Here is a 23,841-nt window from a genome sequence, read left to right as displayed (position 1 = left end):
AGAAATAAAATGCTTAATATTACAGAAGCGTTGTCTGATGTATCGCGTACCAACCAGCTAAAAATCACAGAATCCCCAGAAGAAGTTGCTGAAAAACTTTTTCAGTATCTCTTTAAGATAAATAAAGGGATTGAACATTTTAGCATTAAAGGTTGGTTTAGCAAGGAAGAATACTCACAGCCTGATTTTTATAAGAAGCGACATAAGGCTATCAAAAATGAAATTCAGAAACGTCTTTTGGAATATGGAGAAGAGAAAAAGTATTCGGATATTCAATATTTTTTCTCTTATTCCAATGGAGATAACAATGTATTTTTTCTGTCTCCTAATAAAACCCATTCCGGTTGGAAACGGTTATTTAGCGAAAAACAGGGAAATAGTTTCCCAAATCGAGACAGAATTTTTAATCTGATTTTCAAGGTTTATATTCTGAGCCAGGAATCAGCCGTTGAAATGATTGATGGATTTGAGGAATTACTTCTAGTTCACTCTAGAAGTTTAAGTAAGTCTAAAGATGCTCTTTTTGTCTGGGGACAGAATCTATTTGTTAATTACAATTATTTTGATATCCTTACATTAACATTAACTCGAAAAAGACGATTGTTTTTACCCAAAGATGATTACAGAACTTTGGATGGCGATGATCTGGGTGAACTTTTAGTGTATAAAAACAAGAAATACTATTTTGACCGAGATCTTGATGCTCGTAAAAAAAATGAGATTCTCTTTATGCGATTTGAGCAAGACTTTGATAAGTTCAAAAAGACCCAACTTTATTGCTACCAGAATCTTATAACGCAGCTTGAGAACTTTTTGAGCGAGTGCGGTATTAATTATGAACGTCGCGATTTTCAAACAGATTGCTATCTAGAAAAGTCATTCATTAAGAACGTAGAATCTGTAGAATTCTTAGAGGTCATTAATAATACTGGAGATGATTTCAATCAATCAGACCAAGATTTTTTACAGTGTTTATTAAACCATCAAGGTGTATTGAATCTCACTTTTTACAATAACGGAAAAACTATCAGTAGCTATAAACCAGTTGAACTTGATAATGAAGAGGACTCTTGTTGGGAAATCACTGAAGTTATTCCTTGGTCAAATGTTAAACTGGATGAAAATAAAAACTATTTAGTTTTCAATAAGTTGCTGGAGAAAGAAGCCGATTCAACCGGTTCAATGGCTTATCAAGGAGACGATGGTCTTTGGTATGCTTCCACAAAAATAAATGGTAAGCCTAATGTGGATTTTTACTCACAGCTTAAGAACCGATTTAACTATATGGAGACAGAGCAGTTTTTTAGCATACAAGGGATTAATATATCTGAATTCAAAGCGATTAAAGATGATAAAAATAAAGAACTAAAAAAAACATTGTCTGTTCTGATTTACAATACTACTAATAAGAAAATAGACGAAGATAAACTTCGAGAAGATACAAAAGATTTTACAGATAGAAATATTTTAGATATAGAAGGCTCTATTATTAGTTATATTAAACTACAACAGGATAGCGAACAATGGAATAAATTTTGTGGCGACCATAAAATCAAAATTTCGCCTGAAGTGCAAAAGGTTTTAATTGAACTAGGGATTAAAAGTTGGGTTAGAGAAAGTCTCAATAATCCAAGTTATGGGTTGCGTATTTCACCTCAATCATTTTCTGAAAAACGTTTTTTTGCCATTTATGTGCGTAGCCCTAGAAATGAGGAAGCCAAAGCTGTGGCTGTAGAATTTCTTTATAAGGAAAGTTATATATATGTCAATAATGTCATGCATGATATGAAGGAAATTAACAAGAGATTTCGCTTTTTGAGAAGAAGGAGTAATTCGGACACGCTAAAAGATAACCAGCAATATTTTGTTGATGAGTCAGAAAAGATATACATTAGTTGTTATACCGATGACTTTTTTACTCCAACACTGATTGGCCGGAATGGTATTGTTGATGAGTTGGAAAATGGGCAGTTGAAGATTAATCGACAAGTTAAGGGTAAAAATAGTACCAGGTTGCTACCTTTAGTGTCGTATTACAATGGAGAAATTCAACCTTTTAATAAAATACACAATATGGTGTGTTTTGATTTAAAGAACGAGACGTTTATTCAATATTATGTTCCACCGGCACAAAGTCTTGACACCTCAATAAAAAGAGGTTTTCGAGTCTATCATTTACTTGGAAAAAGTTATGACGATAAACCAATTCCAACATCTGAACTGATCAAGCATCCTATTACAGCTTTGCACTTTACTACACTTACTCAAAATGTTTTGAGAATTAGTGATAATAGTCAATCTTCTTTGTTGCAAAAAGCAGCCAAAGTATTAATTGAAAATTAGACCCCGCAGGATGGGTTATCGATAGTGTAATCGTGCGATCGCCTTCTCTTCTGGTTCAACACTGGGATTTAGAATCAAGGCTGTGCTGTAGATTGAAAGGGATTAACAATATTGAGTTTCTCTGAAACTCTTAATCCATCTTGCATATCTTCAGAATATAAAATATCTGCACCACCTGCTAAAGCACTCGCCACAATCAGGCTATCCCAAAACGAGAGACTATAGCTCATTCGTAAATCAGAAGCTATTACGATAATATTGCGATCGATGTCAACAACAATACAACCCTGATATAACTCTTCGATAATTTGTCGAATTTGAATTTCACTAACCTTAGCTTTTTTGAGTAAAACTGCACAAATTTCATTAATCACTTGGGTACTAATCACAAGATTTTCCTGATTAGTCAGATTGACCGCAATGTTATACTTTCTGATTTCTTCAGAGTCATCACCGTCGGGATCGACCAAAAAACGATACAACCATAGATTAGAATCACAAAAATAAATAGAATTAGACATCACTAAAGTTGGTGAATTTCATCTCTTGTTAATTTATGCACACCAGGCACAGGAATCGGATTTCGAGTTAATTCAGCAATCATTCCTGTTTGAGAAATCCTTTTAGACTGTTTGAGTACAATTACAGTTACCTCATTTTCTTCCCTTAACTCCTGTTGATATTCTTCTGGAATCTCAATGATACCTTGTTTAATTCTTGCCTTAAATTCAACAGTATTAGCCATTTTATATTCTCCGTTCAGCAACTTGTATTCGATACTTCAGATTTTAACTGACGATCTTTCCTACCCTTGATTCACCTCTAGCAAACGAGAAGCCAGAAACCGATCCATCCAAGATTCAAAATAGGCGCGGTTGGCCTGCTTCTGCTCTGGCTCAGTAGTGTCGAGGGGATGGGGAGTCAGTCCCTTAATGGCTGCTGTGGTGACGCAGTACATGGACTTCTGAAAACTAACGCAAATTTTCACTAACAAGTCATCTTCGGCGCGACGACTGCGTTGATAAAATTGGTGCAAATAGTCGGGGAGAAAATGACGCATATCCTGCATGAGCAAGGTGGGGGGAATGCCTGCGCCTCCGGTGGGGAGGGGATCGGCATAGAGTGCCCCATAGGTGAATTCGGCTTGTTCTCCTGGAATTTGTCGGGCTTGGGCGTTGTAGGAAACGGTTCCGAGGAAGGGAGTGCCGCGAAAGAAGATGGTATCGACGTAGGGTACGGCAGTTTCCATTAAGAATTTGAAGTTTTGAGCGGGGGGGATGAGGTCGTAGGGTTGCCCTTTGATGTTGACGCTATAGGTGATGGGGGTATTGGCGGCGGCGACTAATCCGGCGAGAATATGCTCGACAACTTGGGGAATCGTTTGGATCTCTTGGCGATCATAGCGGTCGGAGAGGTCGATGAACATATCACTCATGATGCGCCAAAACTGTCCTAGGGCGCTGGTATAGACCATTTGCCGGACTTGTTCGGGGAGAAAGTCGGGAAAGAGTTTGTGGAGCAGTTGCATGGCGGGGTTGGATTTGATTTTAGCGGCGATCGCCTGTTCTGCATATTCCCCAAAAGCGGTGCTATCGAGATAGGTATCCATTTCTCCACCCCCATGCCAGAGCATCACGCGCATAACATATTCGGCATACTCATAGTTAATGCGATCGTGCCACCAATGTTTGAGCAGTTTGTTGAGGGTGACTTCTCCATTGAAGTATTTGAAGAAGGGAAAGAGGACTAAAAACTGTTCCTGAGCCATATAGATCAGGTTGTTGGAATAGGCATCAAGAACCACACCATAGCTTTTGAGAATGCCCACCACTTCTAGAAGATTTTCGGGGGAGTGGGCTAGTAAGTCACCGCCCGCTTCTAGGCGTTCGATGTAGGAGGCTAGGGGGTGTTTGGAGGGAGCGAGGGCGATCATGGAGTAATGAGTAATGAGTAATGAGTAGTTGCTTATGGGATGGGGGATTGGGAGACTAGGGTTTGAGTGGGGAAGAGGGCGGTGCTGGTGGTTTCGCTCCATTGGGTGAGGGTGCTGGGGAAGAGGCCGAAGAAGACGATCAGCAGGGTAAGGGCGATCGCCGGAATGCGATCTGACCATTGTACAGGGGGCAGGTTTTGCACGGTGTCGGAGAGGCGACCAAAGAAGGTGCGGTTAACCAGTAGCAGGTAGTACACAGCAGTTAAGCCAGTTCCCACCATGCAGATCAGGGTGGGGATGGGGAAGGTAGGGAAACTGCTCCAAAAGACGAGAAATTCGGATACAAAGCCCACCATACCAGGAATTCCGGCGCTGGCCATGACTCCGACGATCATGAGGCTGCCGATCAGGGGTAGGCCGCGCTCTGGGTTGAGGAGGCCTTTTAAGATATTGAGGTCGCGGGTTCCGGTTTTTTTGTAGACGACTCCCACCAGTAGGAAGAGAAGGGCAGAGATCAGACCATGGCTGACCATTTGCAGAATAGCGGCTAGGAAACTGAGGGAGGTGGCGGTTGCGCCAGCCAGCAATATATAGCCCATATGGGCGACAGAGCTAAAGGCGACCATTTTTTTCATATCGGTCTGGGCGATCGCACTCAAGGCTCCGTAAATGGCGCTAATGGCAGCCCACACCGCGAGGCTAGGAGCCAGGATTTGCCAGGCATCGGGGAGGAGCAGCAGGCCAAATTTGAGCAGTCCGTAGGTTCCCAGTTTCAGCAATACCCCTGCGAGGAGGACGGAGATGGGGGTGGAGGCTTCCACATGGGCATCCGGAAGCCAGGTGTGGAAGGGGACGAGGGGAATTTTGATCCCGAAAGCGAGGAGGATACCCCCCAAGCAGATCAGTTGGGTTGCTAGGGGTAGGGTTTGGGCGATCGCCGGATCGTAGGTAAAGGTGGCTGCACCACTTAACCAGGTGATGCCCAAAAATGAGGCGAGTAGGGCAATACCGGAAACGGCAGTATACATTAAGAATTTGGTGGCAGCATATCCCCGGCGCTTTCCTCCCCAGATGGCGATCAGGAGATAGAGGGGAATGAGTTCGAGTTCGTAGAAGAGGAAGAATAAGAGGTAATCTTGGGCACAGAAGGCTCCAGAAACGCAGGAATTGAGCAGGAACAGCAGGGCATAATAGAATCGGGGCCGTTGGAGCTGGAGATCGCTGCTCGTGATGGCGATTAAGGTCAGTAAGCTATTGAGTAAAATCAGGGGAAAGGATAGGCCATCAATGCCCAGATTGTAGGTCAATCCTAGGGCTTTTAACCAGGGGAGAACTTCTGTCAGTTGCAACTCTGACAGATGGGGATTAAATTGGAGGGCGATCGCACCTGTCCAAGCTAAAAGGAGAAGGCCGAGGGTGATGGCCAAGTTGCGTACTGTTTGCGGTTTGAGTTCAGCCGGCCAGAAGGCGATCGCTGCTGCACCTAAAACCGGGCCCCAGATCAAAACACTGAGCATTGATAGTCCTAAGTTGATGATTCTCTATACTATCTATTTACTCTATCAAAGGATGGGCTATTCCCTCCGCGATCCCTTCGGGGAGCGCAACAGAATCGAGTAGTTATACTCAATCCGGTCGCCGTAACCCACCATTTTAGGGTTGTCACGGCACGACAAGCTCATTACTCATAGGAAGTGGGTTCAATCAAACCATATCCCCTAGGACGAATGGAGCCAGAGGGAGCCGTAAATTGGGGTTGAGGGTTTAACGGATTAGGCGCAGTTGATTCACTCTTGTGATTGAGAAAAGGAGACAAGCGACTATAGCCAAAGCTCCGACCCTCTGAGGGAGAAGAAGAGGAAGACCCAGAGGAGAGGGTTTTGGGGGGGGAATAGCGCGACAGGCTGGTTTGTGGAAGTTGAGGGTTAGAGGTGACGTTAGATGTTAAGTCAGATGTTAAGAGACCGGAACTATAGGTGGGTAAAGTAGACGGAACGGACTCTATCTGGTCATTTTTCCCTGAGTTCAGGATGGATGTCACTGTGGGATAGAGAGAAGTGTTGTCCTCTGGTTCAGGTTGAGCGGGTTTTCGACTCCAGTAGGGAACAGAAGAAACTAGAGGATGGGAAGCGGACAAAGGGCTTTTGTTCTGAGTATTGCCTTTTTTCCCTTTTTTCCTTGATGGGGAAAGGTCTAAGGAAATGGGAGAAGATAGGTCAGGAGAGGACAAACTGTCAATTTCTTCGCCCAGTTCCTCTAGGGATAAAGCGGCCATGACTTGTTGGAGTTCTGAGTCGCTTAAACTATCCGATCGCGTGGGTAAGGTAGAATCAGATGCTTGGGGTTCCTCTTGTCGAGCAAGGGAGGGTTGCACCGGATCGATGGTTTGTGCCCTTTGAAGGGTATCTTGCAGGCTATTGAGATAGGGAGTAACTGGACTCAGGAGAGTCTGAACATTGGTGGAGATGTTGTTTCCCATCTCATGGAGGGTATCTGGGTTGGCCATGGGTTTCCAGAAAATGGCGATCGCCCCCGACAGAGGTATAAATACCCACCATAACCCGCCCCGTCTCCAGTTTATGCTTGGCAACGAGACCCATTTGGAGGTAGATAATTTCCGGGTTGGGCGATGGGAACGTTTCATAGCTCGACTCTCCTTTGAGCTGCTCAAGGGGTTAGGACATTACTCTAAGCGTTCTAACCATAAGCTAACATCGATCGCCAGAGTTTGGCCCAGACGCAGCAGGCGACGGCTTTGGGGTAAGTCCAAGGTCATCTGAACTGGGGTCTCCTCACTCTCTAGGGTGTCGCCTCCCTCAGAGCCATTTAAGGCCCAGGTGGGGATACCAAAACAGCGAGGAATGATCTTACTGTGCAGATAACTAAAGTATAGCTCTTGACAGCGAGTTAAGCATAATCCCACCTGCAAACTAGAAGACAGGTCGATCAATCGCTCTAGGCGCTCCAGATGATAATTTAAGCTGGTGGGGTCTTCATTTTGCAGCACTTCCCAAAATCCCAGTAAGGTTAAGCGCTCTAGGATTTCTTGACCATCGGGAATGGTGAGACGGCAATGGAGAGATTTGGCTTCTTTGGCGATCGCCTCCAATTCTAGCAGCAAACTTAACCCTTCTGGTGAGGCAAAATTGTCCGGTTTCAGAGCAGTCAACAGACTTAAACAGCGCTGGGACAACGCCATACTTGCGGCTACCTGTAACTCTGCCGGTGGGGGCAGATTATCCCGGTGAAATGCCCGTAATACCCCATAATTATCCCGATACACTTGGGTATACAACTGATCGACCCGGTTTAAGGTTTCCTGGGTCAAAAGGGTCATGATCCGCAAGCGTTCTTCTGCAAATAGATCGTCTAAACTAAACGTCTGGTCGCCAAACCACTCGGCCATCCCTAGAATTACATTAGCAGCGCTCGCCTGTTGCAGGGCATTAAACAGGGTTTCCTTAATCGATAAATAGGATCGACGGTTCGAGAACGGTTGCACGCAGCAATGGAAATCCCATCCTCCTAAATGCAACACGGCAAACACAAAATGGCCCCCTTCCCTGGTGACTTCAGAGGTCAGGTTAATTTCACCCACCGCTAACATCAGAGAACCCATGCGCTGGAGTTGATAATCTTGTTGTTCCACCAAATAACAGTAGAGGCAAAACTCTTTCTCTGAGGGACTCGATTTTTCCTGGGTAATTGATAGTCCTTTATGGGCAGTCGGATAGCTATTAAACAGGGAACTAATGGCAAAATGGGCGACGACTTGCTCTAAGTTCACTTGGGAGGTAATCACATTTTTGTCATAGACTCCTGCTCCGGTTCCAAAGATATCGACATTACTGGGAGCTTGGGCGAGTTGACTGAGAAAATCAGTTTCTAAATCTTTACCTGTCACTTCCCTGGCTAACTCGATCGCCCGACTCGCATATCTTAAAATTTGTGTGCCTTCCGGTCGAGAAATTTCTTCAAAGAACCAGCCGCAACTGGTGAACATTAACAGAGCATGGCGCTGCATTTCCAGTAAGCGTAAGGCATCGATCTGCTCGCTCGGTTCTAGGGCATGGCTTTGATGACGGTTCAAAAAGCGATCGACATTATCCCAATGGCGGTTATTAATCACTTCCACATACTCGTCCCGTGCCTTCCAGGGGTCTTGGAACATCTCATATCCGTGGGTTTCATAAATGTCCACTAATTCATCCCGCAGATGGTTGAGAGCATCTCGCAGGGGTCTGCGCCATTTTTGATGCCATCCGCCCCCACTGGCACACCCGCAGTCTTCTTGCCATCTGCCGACCCCATGGGAGCAACTCCAAGCGGTGACGGGTTTAAGTTGGACTTCCCAGGTGGGGGGATGTTGGCTGAGATAGTGGCCAAAGTTGCTGATGTTCCAGCCTCGGTCAGGAAATTCCCGTAGGAAGGCATAGGCGAGGGTTTTTTCGGTTCCGCCTTTGTGGTGGCCGAAGGTTTCGCCGTCGGTGGCGACGGAAATGATTTGGCTGGGGCGATCGTCCGTGTGGATGGCGTGGGCGAGGCGATCGCTCAGGTCGTAAGAGCTACTTAGGGCATCGCTAAAGCCCATATCGCTGGAGATGGGGCCATCGTAGAAGAAGATATCGAGATAGCGACCGTCGTCGATAAAACAGCGATAGGGACGGGCGGGATCGATGCTGGAGTCGGCCACATCGTACCATTCGGGATCGGGGTTGTCTTCGGTGGCGATCGGGCGACAGGTTTGGGCTTGGGAGGGGGCGAGAATGGTGAATTTAATGCCTTCGTTTATCAAGGCTTCAACGGTGGGATAATCGATCGCCGTTTCTGCTAACCACATGCCTTCGGGATCGCGCCCAAACCGGGATTTGAAGTCAGCTTTTCCCCAGCGAATTTGGGTGTATTTATCCCGCTCGTTGGCCAGGGGCATGATGATATGATTGTAGACTTGGGCGATCGCATTGCCATGGCCGCCTAATCGCTGGCAACTTTTGCGATCGGCTTCTATGATCCGTTGATAGACTTGGCGATCGTAGCGCTCTAACCAAGCCATTAACGTAGGGCCAATATTGAAGCTCAGATACTCGAAATTATTGATGATCCCAATGATTTCACCGCGATCGTTCAGCACTCTCGCAAAGGCATTGGGACGATAACATTCATGATAGATCCGCTCGTTCCAATTGTGAGCAGGAGCCGCACTCGGTTGGCGCTCAATCTCATTTAGATAGGGGTTTTCGCGGGGGGGTTGGTAGAAGTGCCCGTGAATGGTGACACAGACTCCTAAATTAACTTGATCCCCTAATTCTTTGTCTTGATCCCTTTGATTTTCTAGTAAAGAAACTTCGGGAATTGGTTGTGAATCAGGGAACACTGTTCCATCGGTTAGGAATTGGGAAATAGACACCACAGTTAATCAGACCTCCAGTTAGGCAATCCAGAATTATAAGCGTTAATTAAAAACTTAATCAATGGCTCGGTTGTTTATAAATCGTAACGTTGACTCAGCAAAACATTTATTTTTGTATCATCGCAAATGAGCCATTTATAGTGTATCTCAGACTGAGAAGCTTCTGAATCAATAAATATAAAGATATGCTTAATTACAATTGGAAAATAAAAAACTGCTTGTTAATGAAGATTTTAAGAAAACAAGGGTTTATAGCGCTTTGCGCTGCTTGCTTAAACCCTTGTACAATATAAGTCTTATCTCTTGTCTCTTGCCTAGCGCTTCGCGCTATATCCATTACCCATTACCAGCGCAAAGCGCTATATCTTACTGCTGATGATCCTGGATTCACCCCATTATCAAGATGTACAAATTCTCTATAGTGGCAGCCGTACCCTAGTTTATCGCGGCATACGCAAGAGCGATCGCCAAGCCGTTATTATCAAAATCCTGGGTAACCCTAACCCCAGCTTCAACGAGTTAGTTCAGTTTCGCAACCAATACACCATTACCTGCGATCTACAGCATCCCCACATTCTGCAACCTCTGGCTCTGGAGCGCTACGGTAATGGCTATGCATTAATTATGCCAGATACGGGGGCGATCGCTCTACCTGACTTTTGGCGATCGTTTCCTCCTTCCATAGAAAAGTTTCTCAATGTTGCCATTCAACTCGCAGACGCGCTTCACTATCTCAGTCAAAAACGAATCATTCATAAAGACATCAAAACCGCTAACATTATCATTCACCCAGAAACCCATCACGTTCAACTGATTGACTTCAGTATTTCCAGTTTACTCCCCAAAGAAAAACAGCAACTGCTCAGTCCCAATGTCTTAGAAGGAAGTCTTTCCTATCTCTCTCCCGAACAAACGGGACGGATGAATCGAGGAATTGACTACCGCAGTGATTTTTATTCCCTAGGCATTACCTTCTATGAACTGCTCGCCGGAAAATTACCCTTTACGAGCAACGATCCGATGGAATTAGTCCATTGTCACCTGGCTCAAAATGCCCAATTTCCGCCCCAAAGTCAAGTGCCAAATGTTCTACAAGCATTGGTGCTAAAACTCATGGCTAAAAATGCTGAAGACCGTTATCAAAGCGCCTTGGGATTAAAATCTGACTTAGAACAGTGCTTACATCAGCTAGAAACCACAGGAAAGATTGTATCTTTTGATTTAGGACAAGAGGATAGGAGCGATCGCTTCATTATCCCCGAAAAACTCTACGGAAGAGAACCCCAAGTGCAAACCCTACTCAACGCCTTTATGCGCGTAGCAGCAGGACGCACAGAAATGATGCTCGTTGCTGGTTTTTCCGGAATTGGCAAAACCGCAGTCATCCATGAAGTTCACAAACCCATTGTCAAAAAACGGGGTTACTTTATTCAAGGGAAATATGACCAATTCAATCGAAATATTCCCTTTTCTGCCTTTGTCCAAGCCTTTCGAGAACTGATGGTACAACTGCTCGGTGAATCCGATCAAGCCTTAGAGCAATGGAAAGCCAAAATCCTCCAAGTATTAGGAGAAAACGCTCAAGTTGTGATTGAAGTTGTACCAGAATTAGAAGCCATTATTGGCCAACAGCTTCCCGCACCTAAACTCGAAGGAGTAGCGGCACAAAATCGGTTTAACTTGCTCTTTCAAAACTTCATTTCCATCTTTGCTACTCCAGAACATCCCCTGGTTATCTTTTTAGATGATTTACAATGGGCAGACTCAGCCTCTCTTCAGTTAATGAAAGTCTTGATGGGGGATACTCATCGAGGATATTTATTAATTCTGGGAGCTTACCGGGATAACGAAGTATTTCCCACTCATCCCTTTATTGTAACTCTAGCAGAATTAGAAACAAAACAGGCCATTATTTCTACGATTACCTTAGACCCCTTAGAGCCTGTTGATATCGATCGGTTAATTGCAGATACGCTCCTCTGTTCAACCGAAAGAGTACAACCTTTAGGCGAATTTGTCTATCAACAAAGTCAAGGAAATCCCTTCTTTACGACTCAATTGATCAAAGGATTATATGAAGATCAATTGCTTAAGTTTCACTGGAGTTTGTCCGAGTGGGAATGGAATTTGGTCGATATTTACAATGCCTCTCTTACCCATGATGTAGTTCAGTTTATGGCCAGTCGCTTACAAAAGTTGCCACAAGAGACGCAGTATTTATTAACTTTAGCTGCTTGTATTGGTAATCAATTCGATCTTGGAACTCTCTCTATTGTCTGCGAAAAATCCCCAGAAGCAGTTGCCTGCAATCTTTGGGAGCCGTTAGAAGAAGGTTTGGTTTTACCCATGAGTGAAAGTTATAAAATTTTTCAAAACTCTGATGGACAAGAACCCGCAGAACCCAAAACAGTTGCTGTAAGTTATCGATTCTTACACGATCAGGTTCAGCAAGCAGCCTATTCTCTGATTCCTGAATCGGATAAAAAAGCGACTCATCTTAAAATTGGACAACTTCTCCTCGAAAATACGTCTGAGGAAGATTATCAAGAGAATATATTTACTCTCGTGAATCAATTGAACTACGGGGCTGATTTGATCGCGGATCAAAGTCAACAATATGAATTAGCTCATCTAAATTCGATCGCCGGTCAGAAAGCCAAACACTCTACAGCGTATGAAGCGGCGATCGCCTATTTTCAGACTGGCATCCGTCTTTTAGGTAAAAATAGTTGGCAAACTCACGAAAAATTAACCGTAAATTTACAGATTAAGTCCATGGAAGCTGAGTATCTCCAAACTCATTTTGACCGTGCGAAAGAAACGGGTGAAGTGATTTTAAGACAGGCTTCTAATATTCTAGATCGAGTTAAGGTTTATGAGTTATATATTCAAATTTATTCATCCGAAAACAATAACTTGAAAGGGATAGATTTGGGTCTCAAAGCCTTAAAATTACTCAATATTCCCTTGAAAAATGTTTCAATTGAAGAGAGCGATCGCCTGCAACTTCCTTCTCTAGAAGAAGTGCCGACGCTGCCAGAACTGAGGGATGAAAATCAACAGGCGGCTTTGCGAATTTTAACCCATCTCTTGGCCCCTGTTTTACTCAGTAAACCGGAGTTATTACTGCAAATTGTGTTAACCCAAGTTCATCTGTGTATTGAACAAGGTCATTGTGCCTTAGCAGCTCTATCTTACAGTTGGTATGGAATGCTTCTTTGTGGGTCTTTGGGGGATATTGAAAAAGGATATCATGCCGGTCAGTTATCCCTGAAACTCTTAGAGCGATTTCACGATCCTTCCCTGAAATGCCATGTGTGGGATATTGTTTATGTTTTTATTAAACCGTGGAAAGATCATATTCAAGACTCTCTTGACCCCTTGCTGGAAGGATTTCAAACAGGACGGGAGTTTGGAGATATTATTTATGCTAGTTATTGCGCCCTTAATTATTGCTGCTATTTATGCTCGACGAGTTTGAATCTAAAAACGGTGACGGAGAAACAAACGCCTTATTTAGAGACTTTGATTGAGCTAAAAAATAATTTGGCCATTTGTCATACCCAAGCCTGGCATCAATTTGGGGCGAATTTGCAAGGTTTGAATGCAGACCCGACTCAGTTAGTGGGTGAAACATTTGATGAGAGAAAAACTGTACCTGAGTTACATGATTGTTCGGACTTCTGGACGTTGTTTAATGTCTATCTGTTAAAAGCGATTCTGAGCTATTTATTTGGCGATCGCGAAGCAGCCTTAGCCCATGCAGTGCAAGCTCAAGAGTATACCAGCTCTGTGGTGGGCTTTATGTATTCAGCGACTCATAAAATGTACTATTCCCTGATTTTACTGGCTCAAGATTGTTCATCTGCACAGTTAGAGCAAGTAAGTTTCAATCAGACTATTTTACATCGATGGGCTATTCATGCTTCGATGAATTTTCAGCATAAATACGACCTGGTAGAAGCGGAAAGATACCGGGTATTAGGACAGAGGACAGAAGCGATTGAATATTACGATCGGGCGATCGCCGGAGCGAAAGCGAATGAATATCTGCAAGAAGAGAGTCTTGCCAATGAACTCGCGGCCAAATTCTACTTAGAGTGGGGTAAAGAAAAAGTGGCGGCTGGCTATATGCAAGAAGCCTACTATGGCTATGCTCGATGGGGAGCCAAAGCCAAAACGGATCAACTCGCAACCCAATATCCCCAACTTCTCGCGCCCATTTTCAACCGTTCCAGTACGCCAGTCTCAGGTGAGACCCTCACCAGTACCTCCGCAGAAACCTCTAGCGCTTTAGATCTTCTGAGTGTGATTAAAGCTTCTCAAGTTCTCTCGGAAGAAATCTCTCTTAATGCTTTATTGTCCAAGTTCATGCACATCCTGATTGAAAATGCTGGAGCGACTCATGGGACTCTGCTTTTAGGGGACTCAGGAACCTGGGAAATGATGGCTCAATATCGCGATCGCACTTGTCATCTTACGACCACTCCCCTAGAGGAAGCCAGGACTCTACCGACGAGCATTATTAACACGGTCAAACATAGCCAAGAAACGGTGCTGATCAATAATTTGCAAGAGAATCACCCCTTTATAACAGACTCCTATTTACTACAACACGCACCGAAAAGTCTGGTTTGTATGCCCATTCTTACTCAAGGTCAATTCATGGGTATTCTGTATTTAGAAAATGATCTCACCTCAGAAGCCTTTACTCCAGAGCGGCTCAATGTTCTTAATCTGCTCACCACTCAGGCCGCTATTTCCATTAATAATGCTCGCTTTTATCAAACCTTAGAAGATAAAGTCACGCAACGCACAGGTGAACTGGCAGCAGCGAATGCAGAAATCACGAAACTGAATCAAAAACTGAAGGTGGAAAACTTGCGCTTGGGGGCAGAGTTGGATATAGCGCGTCGGGTACAACAGATGATTTTACCCCGATCTGAGGAACTGGAGGCGATCGCCAACTTAGATATTGCCGGTTATATGGCTCCTGCGGATGAGGTGGGGGGAGACTATTACGATGTGTTGGTCGAAGATGGCGTAGTCACCATCGGCATTGGAGATGTAACCGGTCATGGTCTCGAAAGTGGCTTAGTGATGATGATGGCTCAAACCATTATTCGCACGCTGAAGGAGTTGCGAGAAGCCGATCCGGTACGATTTTTGAATACGGTGAATTCTACTCTCTACAAAAATATACAACGGATGGGAGTCGATCGCCACCTGACCTTAGCCATTCTCAACTATGTTGACGGCCGTCTGAGCATTAGCGGACAGCATGAGAATATTTTGGTGATGCGTTCTGATGGCACTTTAGAGGCGATCGATACCTTAGATTTAGGGATGACGGTGGGTTTAATTGACAATATTGCTGAGTTTGTCGATCAAACGACTCTAGACTTGCAACCCGGCGATGGCGTGGTTCTCTATACTGATGGCATCCCAGAGGCAGAGGATGCCGCCGGTCAATTCTATGGCTTAGAGCGACTGTATAAAGTGATTCAAGATAACTGGAGCCATTCCGCTCAGGAAATTCAAGAAGTGGCGATCGCCCATGTACAAGACTTTATCGGCAACCACAAGGTCTTTGATGACATCACCTTGCTAGTCTTCAAACAACAACATTCCTAATTAAGTCATTGCGAACGGAACGCAGTGAAGTGAAGCAATCTCTGCCATCTCGCTATTCTTGGCGTTTCCGCTTCGCGGACATGAAAGCGAAGCTTGCGCGTTTCGGCTGTCGCGGACATGAAAGCGAAGCTTGCGTGAAACGCGAAGCGCGAATGCTTCCCTGCGGTCGCAATGACAACAGTTAAATCTAGAGTTAACTTACCGCGCACTCGATCTTCATTGAAGAGTTTTTGTAAAATAAGGGTAGCGTGGAGATTTTTGGTATGTCTGTTGGGCGATCGCTGGTTAAATTAGGAATGGGTAGCAGTTGTGTCTTTGGCGGTCTCGTCTTTGCTGGCGTTGGCGGAGTGTTAGCCGATGCTCTCCTCAGTGTAGCGGCTGGAAACACAGCTAATGCCCTAGATGCTTTGGTTGATTGGCGGAATGGAGAAGAGGTTTCCTTAGAGAACAACGATTTAACCAAAGCTGTAGGCAAAGCCATTGCTGCCGTTATTACCCTAGAAGCCAAACGACAGCAACGCCCCATTCGTCAGTACCTACAGAAAATTGCGGCTCAAGCTAACAAGAATTGGCTCAGGCTGGCTCAACAGGAACTTTCGCAGCAACGCTACCCTGAATTAAGAGAAGCCAACCTGGAAAAATTCCTAACTCCAGAAGAATATAGCCTTACTCAACAGGGGAACCTGGCGATCGAAGAATGGCTTACTATATTTGTCAAGCTCGATATTCTGGCCGATCCCAAGGGACACTTTGAAATCCCCGATCCAGTCAAGCAAAGGGTTGCTGAGTTATTGCATAGCGCATTCCCCAAAGCCTTACGGGAAACGCTCAAGGAAGATTTTGTAACAGAGGGTAAAGCATTTGCGGGATTAACCTTGCAGTTACTCGCGGGAATGAACGCAGCACTGATGGAATTGCGAAACTCACCGAGAGGGGAGAATTTAGACGATTTAACCCTTGTCTTGGAGCAGTTTCAGCAATTGGCAAGTCAGTTACGGGGAACTGAAGCACAGCAGCAGAGCTTTTTTAACGATATTGCCCAACAGATTCATTCGGGTTTTGCTGATGTTTGCCAACAGTTGGGCGTGATGGAAACGACGATTACCGGACTGTTGCACAATCTTGAGGAAAGTCTAGAACAGTTGCGCCAAGAGATGCGCCAAGGGTTTGCAGAACTTTCATCACGTCTTCCATTGCCAGAGCAAGAGAGCCAAACGCCAGCGCCTCGCGAGTTTCGGCTCAACCGCTATGCTTACAGACCCCAGACTTGGGTGGGACGGGAGGAGAGTGGCAGACTGGGGGAGAGTCTCAGGGGAGAGTGCCGGATTTTGATTGTAACGGGGATTACCGGGCAGGGAAAGACGGCGCTGGCGGAATGTATAGCGGTCACAGAATTGGCTCATACGGGGTTAAAACCGATTCGGATCAATTTTGATTATGGGAGCTGGCAACAGGGGTTTGACGGCTTTCTAGTCCAGTTCTGGGAGACGTTGACAGGAAAACCCCTACCCCCACAAACGCCGAGCAAACAGAGGTTTAATCAGGTGGTGGCGAAGTTGCGGAAGGAAGGGTATTTGTTGCTGTTTGACTCCATGGAAAAATTGTTGCAGCCGAAAACGGGGCGAATGGTGGATAGTGTGTTTGCGGATGAGGGATGGTGGCGGTTGTTTGAGGCACTGTTGGTGGGAGAGAGTTGTCAGAGTCGAGTGATAATTACATCTCAGGATAGGTTAACCCAGTTTGATCTATGCAAACAGGATCATTTTTGGCAGGAGGAACCTTTAGAAGGTTTGGCAGAAAATGAGCAGCAGCAGTTATTTCGCCAGTGGTTTGAGAATAAGGAGATTAAATTTCCGGAAGATGAGGAGAGTTTGGGCTATCTCCAGCAGATAGGGAGAGCATTTGAAGGACATCCGTTAGTTATTAAAGTGGTTGTTAGAGAACTGTTGGCTAAACCGTTTCAAGGCAATGTGAAGTGCTATTGGCGCGAGTTTGGCAAGAGCTTCACGGAGGAAGACTCTAGAAACCGACATCAAAACTTAGAGCGGAAGGTAAAAAAACGGGTGCGAGAGGTGTTATCTCGGTTGCGGGAAGATGAAGCGGTTGCCTATTGGTTATTAGTGCGGGGTGCGGTGTATCGGAAACCGGTGGAAAAGCTGTTTTATGTGGCAATGGGGGAAGAGTGGGGAGAGGATGCAGCCTGGCAAGCGTTGGAACTGTTGCAGTTGCGGGCGTTGGTGCAAGCAACCGCAACTGACGAAAAGCTATTGCTGCGACAACATAACCTAATTCACGAAGTAGCGCTGGAAGAGTTACGGGAGGCTCAGGAGTGGCATTCGGTGCAAGAGCAAGCAGCGCAGATTTGGTTACGGGAATATGAACCCCCCGCAGAGGCGAGTAACCTGGAAACAGTACGAGGGTATTTAGAGGCGTTTTATCATTATTGTCAGGCTGAGAAGTGGGAAGCATCTGTAAAGATTATGCAAATCCGATTAGATACCCCCACCAAAGAGCCATTGCATAATCAACTAGATACTTGGGGTTATTATTGGCAACGGCTTGAGATATATACTCAACTTTTGGGTAAAGTTAGCCAGAACTATGATCCATTTTTGTGCTGCAATATAGGAGTTATTTTCTATCATTTAGGAGAATATGAAAAATCAAAAAATTATTTTCACAAGTGTTTGGCTATGACTAGGGAAATGGGCGATCAGATCGTAGAAGAAATCGCACTTAATAATCTGGGGAATATTTACAATATACTAGGAAATAATGAAAAGGCAATGATCTATTTTCAGCAGCATTCAGCTATCGCAAAAAAAACTGGCGATCGTCTAGCAAGAGCAAAGTCAAGTATCAATATGGGACATATCAATTACTCCCTAGGAGAATATCAAACAGCAAGAGAGCATTATCAGCAAGCGTTAGTCATGTTTAGAGAAATCGGCAATCAATCTGGTGAAGGAGCAGCATTGGCAAATCTAGGATTTATTTGTATCTTTCAAGAAGAATATGACCAGGCAATGAAGTATCTTCAGCCAGCTTTAAAAATAGCTAGAGAAATTGGAGATCGTGCTGGAGAAGCTTATAGATTACAACTTTTAGGTGATCTTTTCATCAAAGTTCAAGACTACTCACAAGGTAAAAAATACTTGCAAGAAGCTTTGAATATTTCGATCAATATTGGATGCCGTGAAAATATGTATAATATTTATCTAAAATTTTCTTCTCTTTATATGAATATTGGCAATGTAGATTTATCAATACGTTTTGTTGATAAAGCGTTGAATTGTGCTAAGTCATTGGGCATACATCAAGCAAGCAAAACTGAGGATTTATTAGCTAGGATTAGCATACAGACTACGGAGCAGGAAAACTGATGCCATAAATCACCTGTGCTGATTCTAAAATAGATTTACGTCTTAACCAGTTCCGACTATTGGCAATTCCCTGCTTACTGACTAAATCAACCTTTCGATCGCATAAATGTTCTAGCTCTTCCTTAATATCGAAAAACTCAAATCCATAGGTTACCCCAGAATCAAAAACATAGAGTAGATCGATATCACTGGGATCGTCTCCTGCAACCCGAAAGTCATCGCGCAGTACCGAGCCAAATACTGCGAGTTCTATAATCTTCCACTTCTGACAAAACGCCATAATTTGTTCGGGTGTAACCTGCAAACGTTTGTAAATTGTCTCAATGAGACCGTTAGACAGACTAACATTTGACTTTACATCAGTGTCCATGGGATTATCGTAGCCTTTAGGTTTTATTGTACAATGAAACATTGAAGTGGTAAAGACTTTAGAGAATAATCAACTATGTTGAAACGAATTAAACTGATGGCAGATTATGAATGCTATCCGTTGTGGCATATGGATGGAGAAGTGGGAGATATCGATCCGATGACTTTATCTTTGAGTTCTGAAACTCGCTCTGATTTGCACGCCTGGGCAGCGATGTACGACGATACTTTAGATTGGGACGATCCGGCACAATCTGGGTTTAAATTCCCTGAAGATGCAGATAGGTTTGAACGTAAAGGTCTAGAATTATGGCAGACATTACAGGTAGAGTTGTCCGGTGAATATGAAGTGGTTTATCAAAGTTATAAGTTATATCAAGTCCCGTTAAACAGTTGTCATTGCGACCGCAGGGAAGCATTCGCGCTTCGCGTTTCGCGTTTCACGCAAGCTTCGCTAACACGCAAGCTTCGCTTTCATGTCGGCGACAGCCGAAACGCGCAAGCTTCGCTTTCATGTCCGCGAAGCGGAAACGCCAAGTTTACCGGGATAGGCGAGATTGCTTCATTCCACTTCGTTCCATTCGCAATGACATATTACAACTGATCCAACGGACATGATATTACAAAAAACAATCAGCGATCTGAGGGAATTAGAAGCCATAATGACTTAAACACACCCCCTCAGAGACAACCTGAAATTGTTCAGGCATCACAATCACGTTTGTATATTGAAATCCTCCGACTAAATCTATATTCGGTAGGGCAATGTCTACAGCATAACCTTCAGGGTTTTCGTAGCATTCAACAATCACACCTTCGGTATTTTCGGGAAAAACTGTACTATTAAAATCAGAGTGAATAGAGGTTAGCGTTTTAATTTTATCGTAGAGTTGAGCTTTCATTATGGAGTCTCCGGTTTCCAAGAGTATTATCCGCGAGCGATCGCAAATTTCAACGATTCCCTCACTTTTCCCCATGCGCGTACCGCTCTACAGTTGGCACACCTTCCCTGGAGGCGATCGCGTTCAATAGACAATAACACAATTCCGATACACTAGATCTGTGCGACTTTCCCATTTAAACCGTGGATATTACCGTACAACTGAATCAGATTATTGGCGCTATTCAGGGGGGAAAACTCCAGGAAGCGGCGAACCTTTGCGGGCAGATCCTCCAGCAAAATCCCCAAAATGGGCAGGTTTGGCATCTGTTGGGGGTGACTTGCTATAGTGCGGGGGATATCGAAAAGGCGATCGCCGCATATCAAAACGCTCTCAAGATTGACCCCAATCAACCGCAAACCCATAATAATCTAGCCACTGCCCTAGCTCAAAGCGATCGCCCCACGATCGCGATCGAGCATTATCAACAGGCGATCGCCCTTGCGCCTGACTATACGGAAAGTTACTATAATCTGGCTAAAACCTACAAAACTCTGGGTAATCTGGATTTAGCTCTTGAGAATTACCAAGAAGCCTTAAAACTCAACCCTGACTATACCCAAGCACGGCAAAATTTAGGCAATCTCTATCTGGAACAGGGAGATTATGAAAGCGCTATTCTTGAGTTAAAACAGGTCATCGATCGCGTTCGCGATCATGCTGGAGTTCACTATAGCCTCGCCTTCTGTTACCATCAACAAAACCAACGGAAAGAGGCGATTTCCCATTACCAAAAAGCGCTAGAACTCAATCCTGAATATACCCAAATTCATGCTCATCTTGCCTCCCTGCTGCACCAAGAAAACCAGATCGAGCAGGCGATTCCCCACTATGAAAGCGCTCTGATTCACGATCCCAACTCGCCCAAATTGCACCACGATCTCGCGGTTGCTCTGAGCGATCGCAAACAACTCGACAGGGCACTAAAACATTATTATCGCTCCTTAGAACTCGAACCCAACTCACCGGAAGCCCACAATAATTTAGGGGTAACCCTGAGTCAACAGGAAAAAGTGGAAGAGGCGATCGCCGAATATCACAGATCCCTAGAACTGAACCCCCATTATGCCGATGCGTATAATAATCTCGCGGTTGCTCTGGATAAAATAGGAGACTATGATGGGGCGATCGCAGCTTATAAAACCTGTATTGCCCTCAAACCCGACTATGCCGAAGCTCATACGAACCTAGGTATAGCGCTCTTACTTGCGGGAGATTTTAGCAACGGTTGGGCAGAATACGAATGGCGCTATCAATGGCAAACTTCTGGCCATCATAAACCGGTTTATCAGCCCCGATGGAATGGCTCCCCATTTATAAGACGAACGTTACTCCTCTATTGTGAACAAGGATTTGGAGACTCGATCCAATTTTTGCGCTATTTGCCTCTGGTGCAAGAGCGCGGGGGAGAAGTGATCCTCGAATGTCCCCGACTGCTGATCGCATTGTTTGCAGATTTTGTAGCGGAACATAGCGCCGATGGGTATAAACCCGTTAGGTTAGTGCCACGGGATCAACCTTTACCGGACTATGATATCTGGGCCCCATTGATGAGTTTGCCCTATATTTTAGGAACGACTTTAGATACGATTCCCGCGCCTATTCCTTATCTTCGCGCTCCGGTTAGGGAGGGTTTAGAACAGGTTGATGGGGCGATCGCCAAATCGGATAAATTCAAGGTGGGGTTAGCCTGGGGAGGGAATCCTAACCATGGCAACGATCGCCAACGCTCCTGTAAATTCGCCGATCTTCTGCCCTTGTTAGCCATCGAAGGAATCGACTTTTACAGCTTGCAGAAAGGCGATCGCGCCCAAGAACTAGAAGGCGTAGAAAACATCACCAACCTCGACCCCATTATCCAGGACTTTGCCGACACCGCCACCCTAATCGATCAACTCGACTTAATTATTACCGTCGATACCTCCCTCGTGCATCTTGCCGGAGCCATGGGTAAACCCACCTGGCTGTTACTCTCCTTCGTTCCCGACTGGCGCTGGATGCTCGATCGCTCCGACAGCCCTTGGTATCCCACCGTCCGCATCTTCCGCCAACCCGCACGCAGCGACTGGCATTCTGTCATCACTACCGTCAAAACCCAATTAGTCACCCGTAGGGGCAGGTTCACCCAAGATTTAGAAGATCAACCCAAATTGAAGTTAACCCGCCCCACCATCACCCAGAACACACAATTAATCCCCTCCAGCGTAAGCGCGGGGGCGGGTTCACGGAGATCTGGGTGGGATAGCGAGGTTATGGGTGAACCCGCCCCTACCGACCCAAATATTACCCAAAATGGTATCGGAATTGCTTGGCAACTCGGCAACCACACGGGGTGGGGAATCTACGGACTCAATCTAGCCTTGCAACTGATGAAAAACCCAGAAACTTATCCCCACTTACTGGTTCCCCCTGGTAATATTCAGAACTTGCACCCCTTGCATCAAATCGCCTTGCGTCAAGTGTTTGCCGAAGCCAAAGAAAGGGGCCCCTTACCCAAAGTCAGCCCCAATATTCCCATCTTCCATGGTTTAGGTCATGGGTTTAGAAAATCACCGTTAATGGAGCGTTTACAGGGTAATTCTGCGGTAGGGATTGTGTTTTTTGAAGATACGGATTTAGACAAGGAGGCGATCGCCAACGCCCAAACCTGCGATCGCCTAATTGCCGGTTGCCATTGGAACGCCCAACTCCTGACCAGCGCTGGACTCGGCAACGTTGAAACCGTCCTACAAGGCATCGATCCCACCCTCTTTCACCCTGCCCCTAAACTAGGAATTTGGGGAAAAGACCGCTTTGTTATCTTTGCTGGCGGTAAACTCGAATACCGCAAAGGTCAAGATCAGATTGTGGCTGCCTTCAAAGCCTTTCACCAGCGCCATCCGGATGCATTGCTCGTCACCGCTTGGCATAATGGCTGGCCCAGTTTAATGCTCGGCTTAGACACCACCGGCAATGTTACGGGATTACCCCAAGTGAGCCAGAATGGAGGGTTACAGATGATGCCATGGTTGCAGAAAAATGGGATTTCAAAAGAGGCGGCGATCGCCCTCGGCCCCACCCCCAACCACCTGCTTCCCCCAATTCTCCGGGAAGCCGACGTAGCCATCTTTACCAGTCGTGCCGAAGGCGGAACCAACCTAGCCGCCATGGAATGTTTAGCCTGTGGCATTCCCACCCTTCTCTCTGCCAATACCGGCCATTTAGACCTACTCAACCGAGGCGCAGGTTACCCCCTAAAAAGCCAATCTCCCGTCCCCTCCCATCCCCATTTCCGGGGAACAGAAGGCTGGGGAAACTCCGATATAGACGAAATTGTAGAAACCCTAGAATGGATTTACCAAAACCGCACGCAAGCCAAAAAACAGGGGAAACAATTCGCCAAAATCATGCAATCTTTAACCTGGAAAAACCAAATTCAGAAACTCTTGTAGGGTAAGCAGGAGCCTAAGTATAGCTAGTCTCAATGAGTTGTGCAACTGGAAATGCCCTCTCCCTATATCCCTCTCGGAGTGCTCGTCTTGTAGGGGTTTCTGCGAAACCCCGTCTAATGGGGCTTGTAGGCGAGGTGGAAGGAGAGTCTCATCAGGTGAGACTCCCCTCAAATCAAGAGGGTGTTGGCCATGAGAGACCCTCTTCGTGATACCATTTCTCTTTAACCTTGCAACTAATGATTTCTCTAGAGAAAACTGTCTGAGGCATTTCATTAAGCGCAGTATCATAGAGAAATGGTATGAGGCGATAAAACTCCGTTTTCGGCTGTCGCCGACATGAAACGCTTCGCGATAAAACTCCGTTTCGCTTCGCGATAAAACTCCGTTTCGCTTCGCG

At 45.3% G+C, this 23,841-nt stretch carries 14 protein-coding genes; 6 read left to right on the top strand and 8 right to left on the bottom strand.

Annotated features, from left to right (window positions below):
* The first annotated feature begins 9 nt into the window (after window positions 1-9).
* Window positions 10-2,343 carry a hypothetical protein gene (locus tag PMG25_RS04225; protein WP_283765663.1) on the top strand — a complete coding sequence of 778 codons (2,334 nt, stop codon included), beginning with the start codon at window positions 10-12 and terminating at the stop codon, window positions 2,341-2,343.
* Between the two features lie 74 nt (window positions 2,344-2,417).
* Here PMG25_RS04225 and PMG25_RS04220 read toward each other — a convergent pair whose 3' ends face one another.
* The 6 genes from PMG25_RS04220 to PMG25_RS04195 all read right to left on the bottom strand — a co-directional run bounded on the left by PMG25_RS04220 (window position 2,418) and on the right by PMG25_RS04195 (window position 9,683).
* Entirely contained in the window at window positions 2,418-2,864 is a 447-nt protein-coding gene (locus PMG25_RS04220; RefSeq protein WP_283751587.1) for a PIN domain-containing protein, read from the bottom strand.
* A 2-nt stretch (window positions 2,865-2,866) separates the two neighbouring features.
* The gene (locus tag PMG25_RS04215; protein WP_283751586.1) at window positions 2,867-3,088 is read right to left on the bottom strand and encodes a hypothetical protein; all 222 of its coding nucleotides are present in this window, start codon (window positions 3,086-3,088) and stop codon (window positions 2,867-2,869) included.
* Between the two features lie 60 nt (window positions 3,089-3,148).
* A complete protein-coding gene (locus tag PMG25_RS04210) occupies window positions 3,149-4,276 on the bottom strand; it encodes a CO2 hydration protein (protein ID WP_283765662.1) in 1,128 nt (375 codons plus the stop codon).
* A gap of 32 nt (window positions 4,277-4,308) precedes the next feature.
* Window positions 4,309-5,793: an NADH-quinone oxidoreductase subunit M gene (locus PMG25_RS04205; protein ID WP_283765661.1), complete on the bottom strand. Its 1,485-nt coding sequence runs from the start codon at window positions 5,791-5,793 to the stop codon at window positions 4,309-4,311.
* A 164-nt stretch (window positions 5,794-5,957) separates the two neighbouring features.
* Window positions 5,958-6,920 carry a hypothetical protein gene (locus PMG25_RS04200; RefSeq protein ID WP_283765660.1) on the bottom strand — a complete coding sequence of 321 codons (963 nt, stop codon included), beginning with the start codon at window positions 6,918-6,920 and terminating at the stop codon, window positions 5,958-5,960.
* A 39-nt stretch (window positions 6,921-6,959) separates the two neighbouring features.
* The gene (locus PMG25_RS04195) at window positions 6,960-9,683 is read right to left on the bottom strand and encodes a DUF3536 domain-containing protein (protein WP_430540948.1); all 2,724 of its coding nucleotides are present in this window, start codon (window positions 9,681-9,683) and stop codon (window positions 6,960-6,962) included.
* Between the two features lie 378 nt (window positions 9,684-10,061).
* Between PMG25_RS04195 and PMG25_RS04190 the strand changes: the two genes are divergently transcribed.
* Complete coding sequence (locus PMG25_RS04190) at window positions 10,062-15,320, top strand: AAA family ATPase (RefSeq protein ID WP_283765658.1); 5,259 nt, start codon at window positions 10,062-10,064, stop codon at window positions 15,318-15,320.
* A 263-nt stretch (window positions 15,321-15,583) separates the two neighbouring features.
* Window positions 15,584-18,703 carry a tetratricopeptide repeat protein gene (locus PMG25_RS04185; RefSeq protein ID WP_283765657.1) on the top strand — a complete coding sequence of 1,040 codons (3,120 nt, stop codon included), beginning with the start codon at window positions 15,584-15,586 and terminating at the stop codon, window positions 18,701-18,703.
* Here the strand turns inward: PMG25_RS04185 and PMG25_RS04180 are convergent.
* Window positions 18,684-19,073 carry a nucleotidyltransferase family protein gene (locus PMG25_RS04180; RefSeq protein ID WP_283765656.1) on the bottom strand — a complete coding sequence of 130 codons (390 nt, stop codon included), beginning with the start codon at window positions 19,071-19,073 and terminating at the stop codon, window positions 18,684-18,686. The two genes, PMG25_RS04185 and PMG25_RS04180, sit on opposite strands and share 20 nt — an antisense overlap.
* A 75-nt stretch (window positions 19,074-19,148) precedes the next feature.
* Here PMG25_RS04180 and PMG25_RS04175 point away from each other — a divergent pair, with 75 nt between their 5' ends.
* Window positions 19,149-19,676, top strand: coding sequence for a hypothetical protein (locus tag PMG25_RS04175; RefSeq protein ID WP_283765655.1), 528 nt, complete (start codon window positions 19,149-19,151; stop codon window positions 19,674-19,676).
* Window positions 19,677-19,722: 46 nt separating this feature from the next.
* On the opposite strand, the gene PMG25_RS04170 is transcribed toward PMG25_RS04175, so the two are convergent.
* Entirely contained in the window at window positions 19,723-19,974 is a 252-nt protein-coding gene (locus tag PMG25_RS04170) for a hypothetical protein (protein ID WP_283765654.1), read from the bottom strand.
* A gap of 1 nt (window position 19,975) precedes the next feature.
* Here PMG25_RS04170 and PMG25_RS04165 point away from each other — a divergent pair, with 1 nt between their 5' ends.
* A complete protein-coding gene (locus tag PMG25_RS04165; protein WP_283765653.1) occupies window positions 19,976-20,104 on the top strand; it encodes a hypothetical protein in 129 nt (42 codons plus the stop codon).
* Between the two features lie 52 nt (window positions 20,105-20,156).
* On the top strand, window positions 20,157-23,444 hold the full coding sequence (locus tag PMG25_RS04160; RefSeq protein ID WP_283765652.1) for a tetratricopeptide repeat protein: 3,288 nt from the start codon (window positions 20,157-20,159) through the stop codon (window positions 23,442-23,444).
* Window positions 23,445-23,841: the final 397 nt, after the last annotated feature.

It is taken from the genome of Roseofilum capinflatum BLCC-M114 (genome assembly GCF_030068505.1).
Classification (GTDB): domain Bacteria; phylum Cyanobacteriota; class Cyanobacteriia; order Cyanobacteriales; family Desertifilaceae; genus Roseofilum; species Roseofilum capinflatum.
Note: the sequence above shows the minus strand (reverse complement) of the source record. Positions and strands in the feature narration are given on the sequence as shown.

Excerpts from the sequence above, each read along its gene's own strand:
- PMG25_RS04185 (WP_283765657.1), top strand. The coding sequence starts at position 15,584 with ATGTCTGTTGGGCGATCGCTGGTTAAATTAGGAATGGGTAGCAGTTGT.
- PMG25_RS04225 (WP_283765663.1), top strand. The coding sequence starts at position 10 with ATGCTTAATATTACAGAAGCGTTGTCTGATGTATCGCGTACCAACCAG.
- PMG25_RS04170 (WP_283765654.1), bottom strand. The coding sequence starts at position 19,974 with ATGAAAGCTCAACTCTACGATAAAATTAAAACGCTAACCTCTATTCAC.
- PMG25_RS04205 (WP_283765661.1), bottom strand. The coding sequence starts at position 5,793 with ATGCTCAGTGTTTTGATCTGGGGCCCGGTTTTAGGTGCAGCAGCGATC.
- PMG25_RS04180 (WP_283765656.1), bottom strand. The coding sequence starts at position 19,073 with ATGGACACTGATGTAAAGTCAAATGTTAGTCTGTCTAACGGTCTCATT.
- PMG25_RS04210 (WP_283765662.1), bottom strand. The coding sequence starts at position 4,276 with ATGATCGCCCTCGCTCCCTCCAAACACCCCCTAGCCTCCTACATCGAA.
- PMG25_RS04200 (WP_283765660.1), bottom strand. The coding sequence starts at position 6,920 with ATGAAACGTTCCCATCGCCCAACCCGGAAATTATCTACCTCCAAATGG.
- PMG25_RS04190 (WP_283765658.1), top strand. The coding sequence starts at position 10,062 with ATGATCCTGGATTCACCCCATTATCAAGATGTACAAATTCTCTATAGT.
- PMG25_RS04215 (WP_283751586.1), bottom strand. The coding sequence starts at position 3,088 with ATGGCTAATACTGTTGAATTTAAGGCAAGAATTAAACAAGGTATCATT.
- PMG25_RS04175 (WP_283765655.1), top strand. The coding sequence starts at position 19,149 with ATGTTGAAACGAATTAAACTGATGGCAGATTATGAATGCTATCCGTTG.
- PMG25_RS04165 (WP_283765653.1), top strand. The coding sequence starts at position 19,976 with ATGGAGTCTCCGGTTTCCAAGAGTATTATCCGCGAGCGATCGCAAATT.
- PMG25_RS04220 (WP_283751587.1), bottom strand. The coding sequence starts at position 2,864 with ATGTCTAATTCTATTTATTTTTGTGATTCTAATCTATGGTTGTATCGT.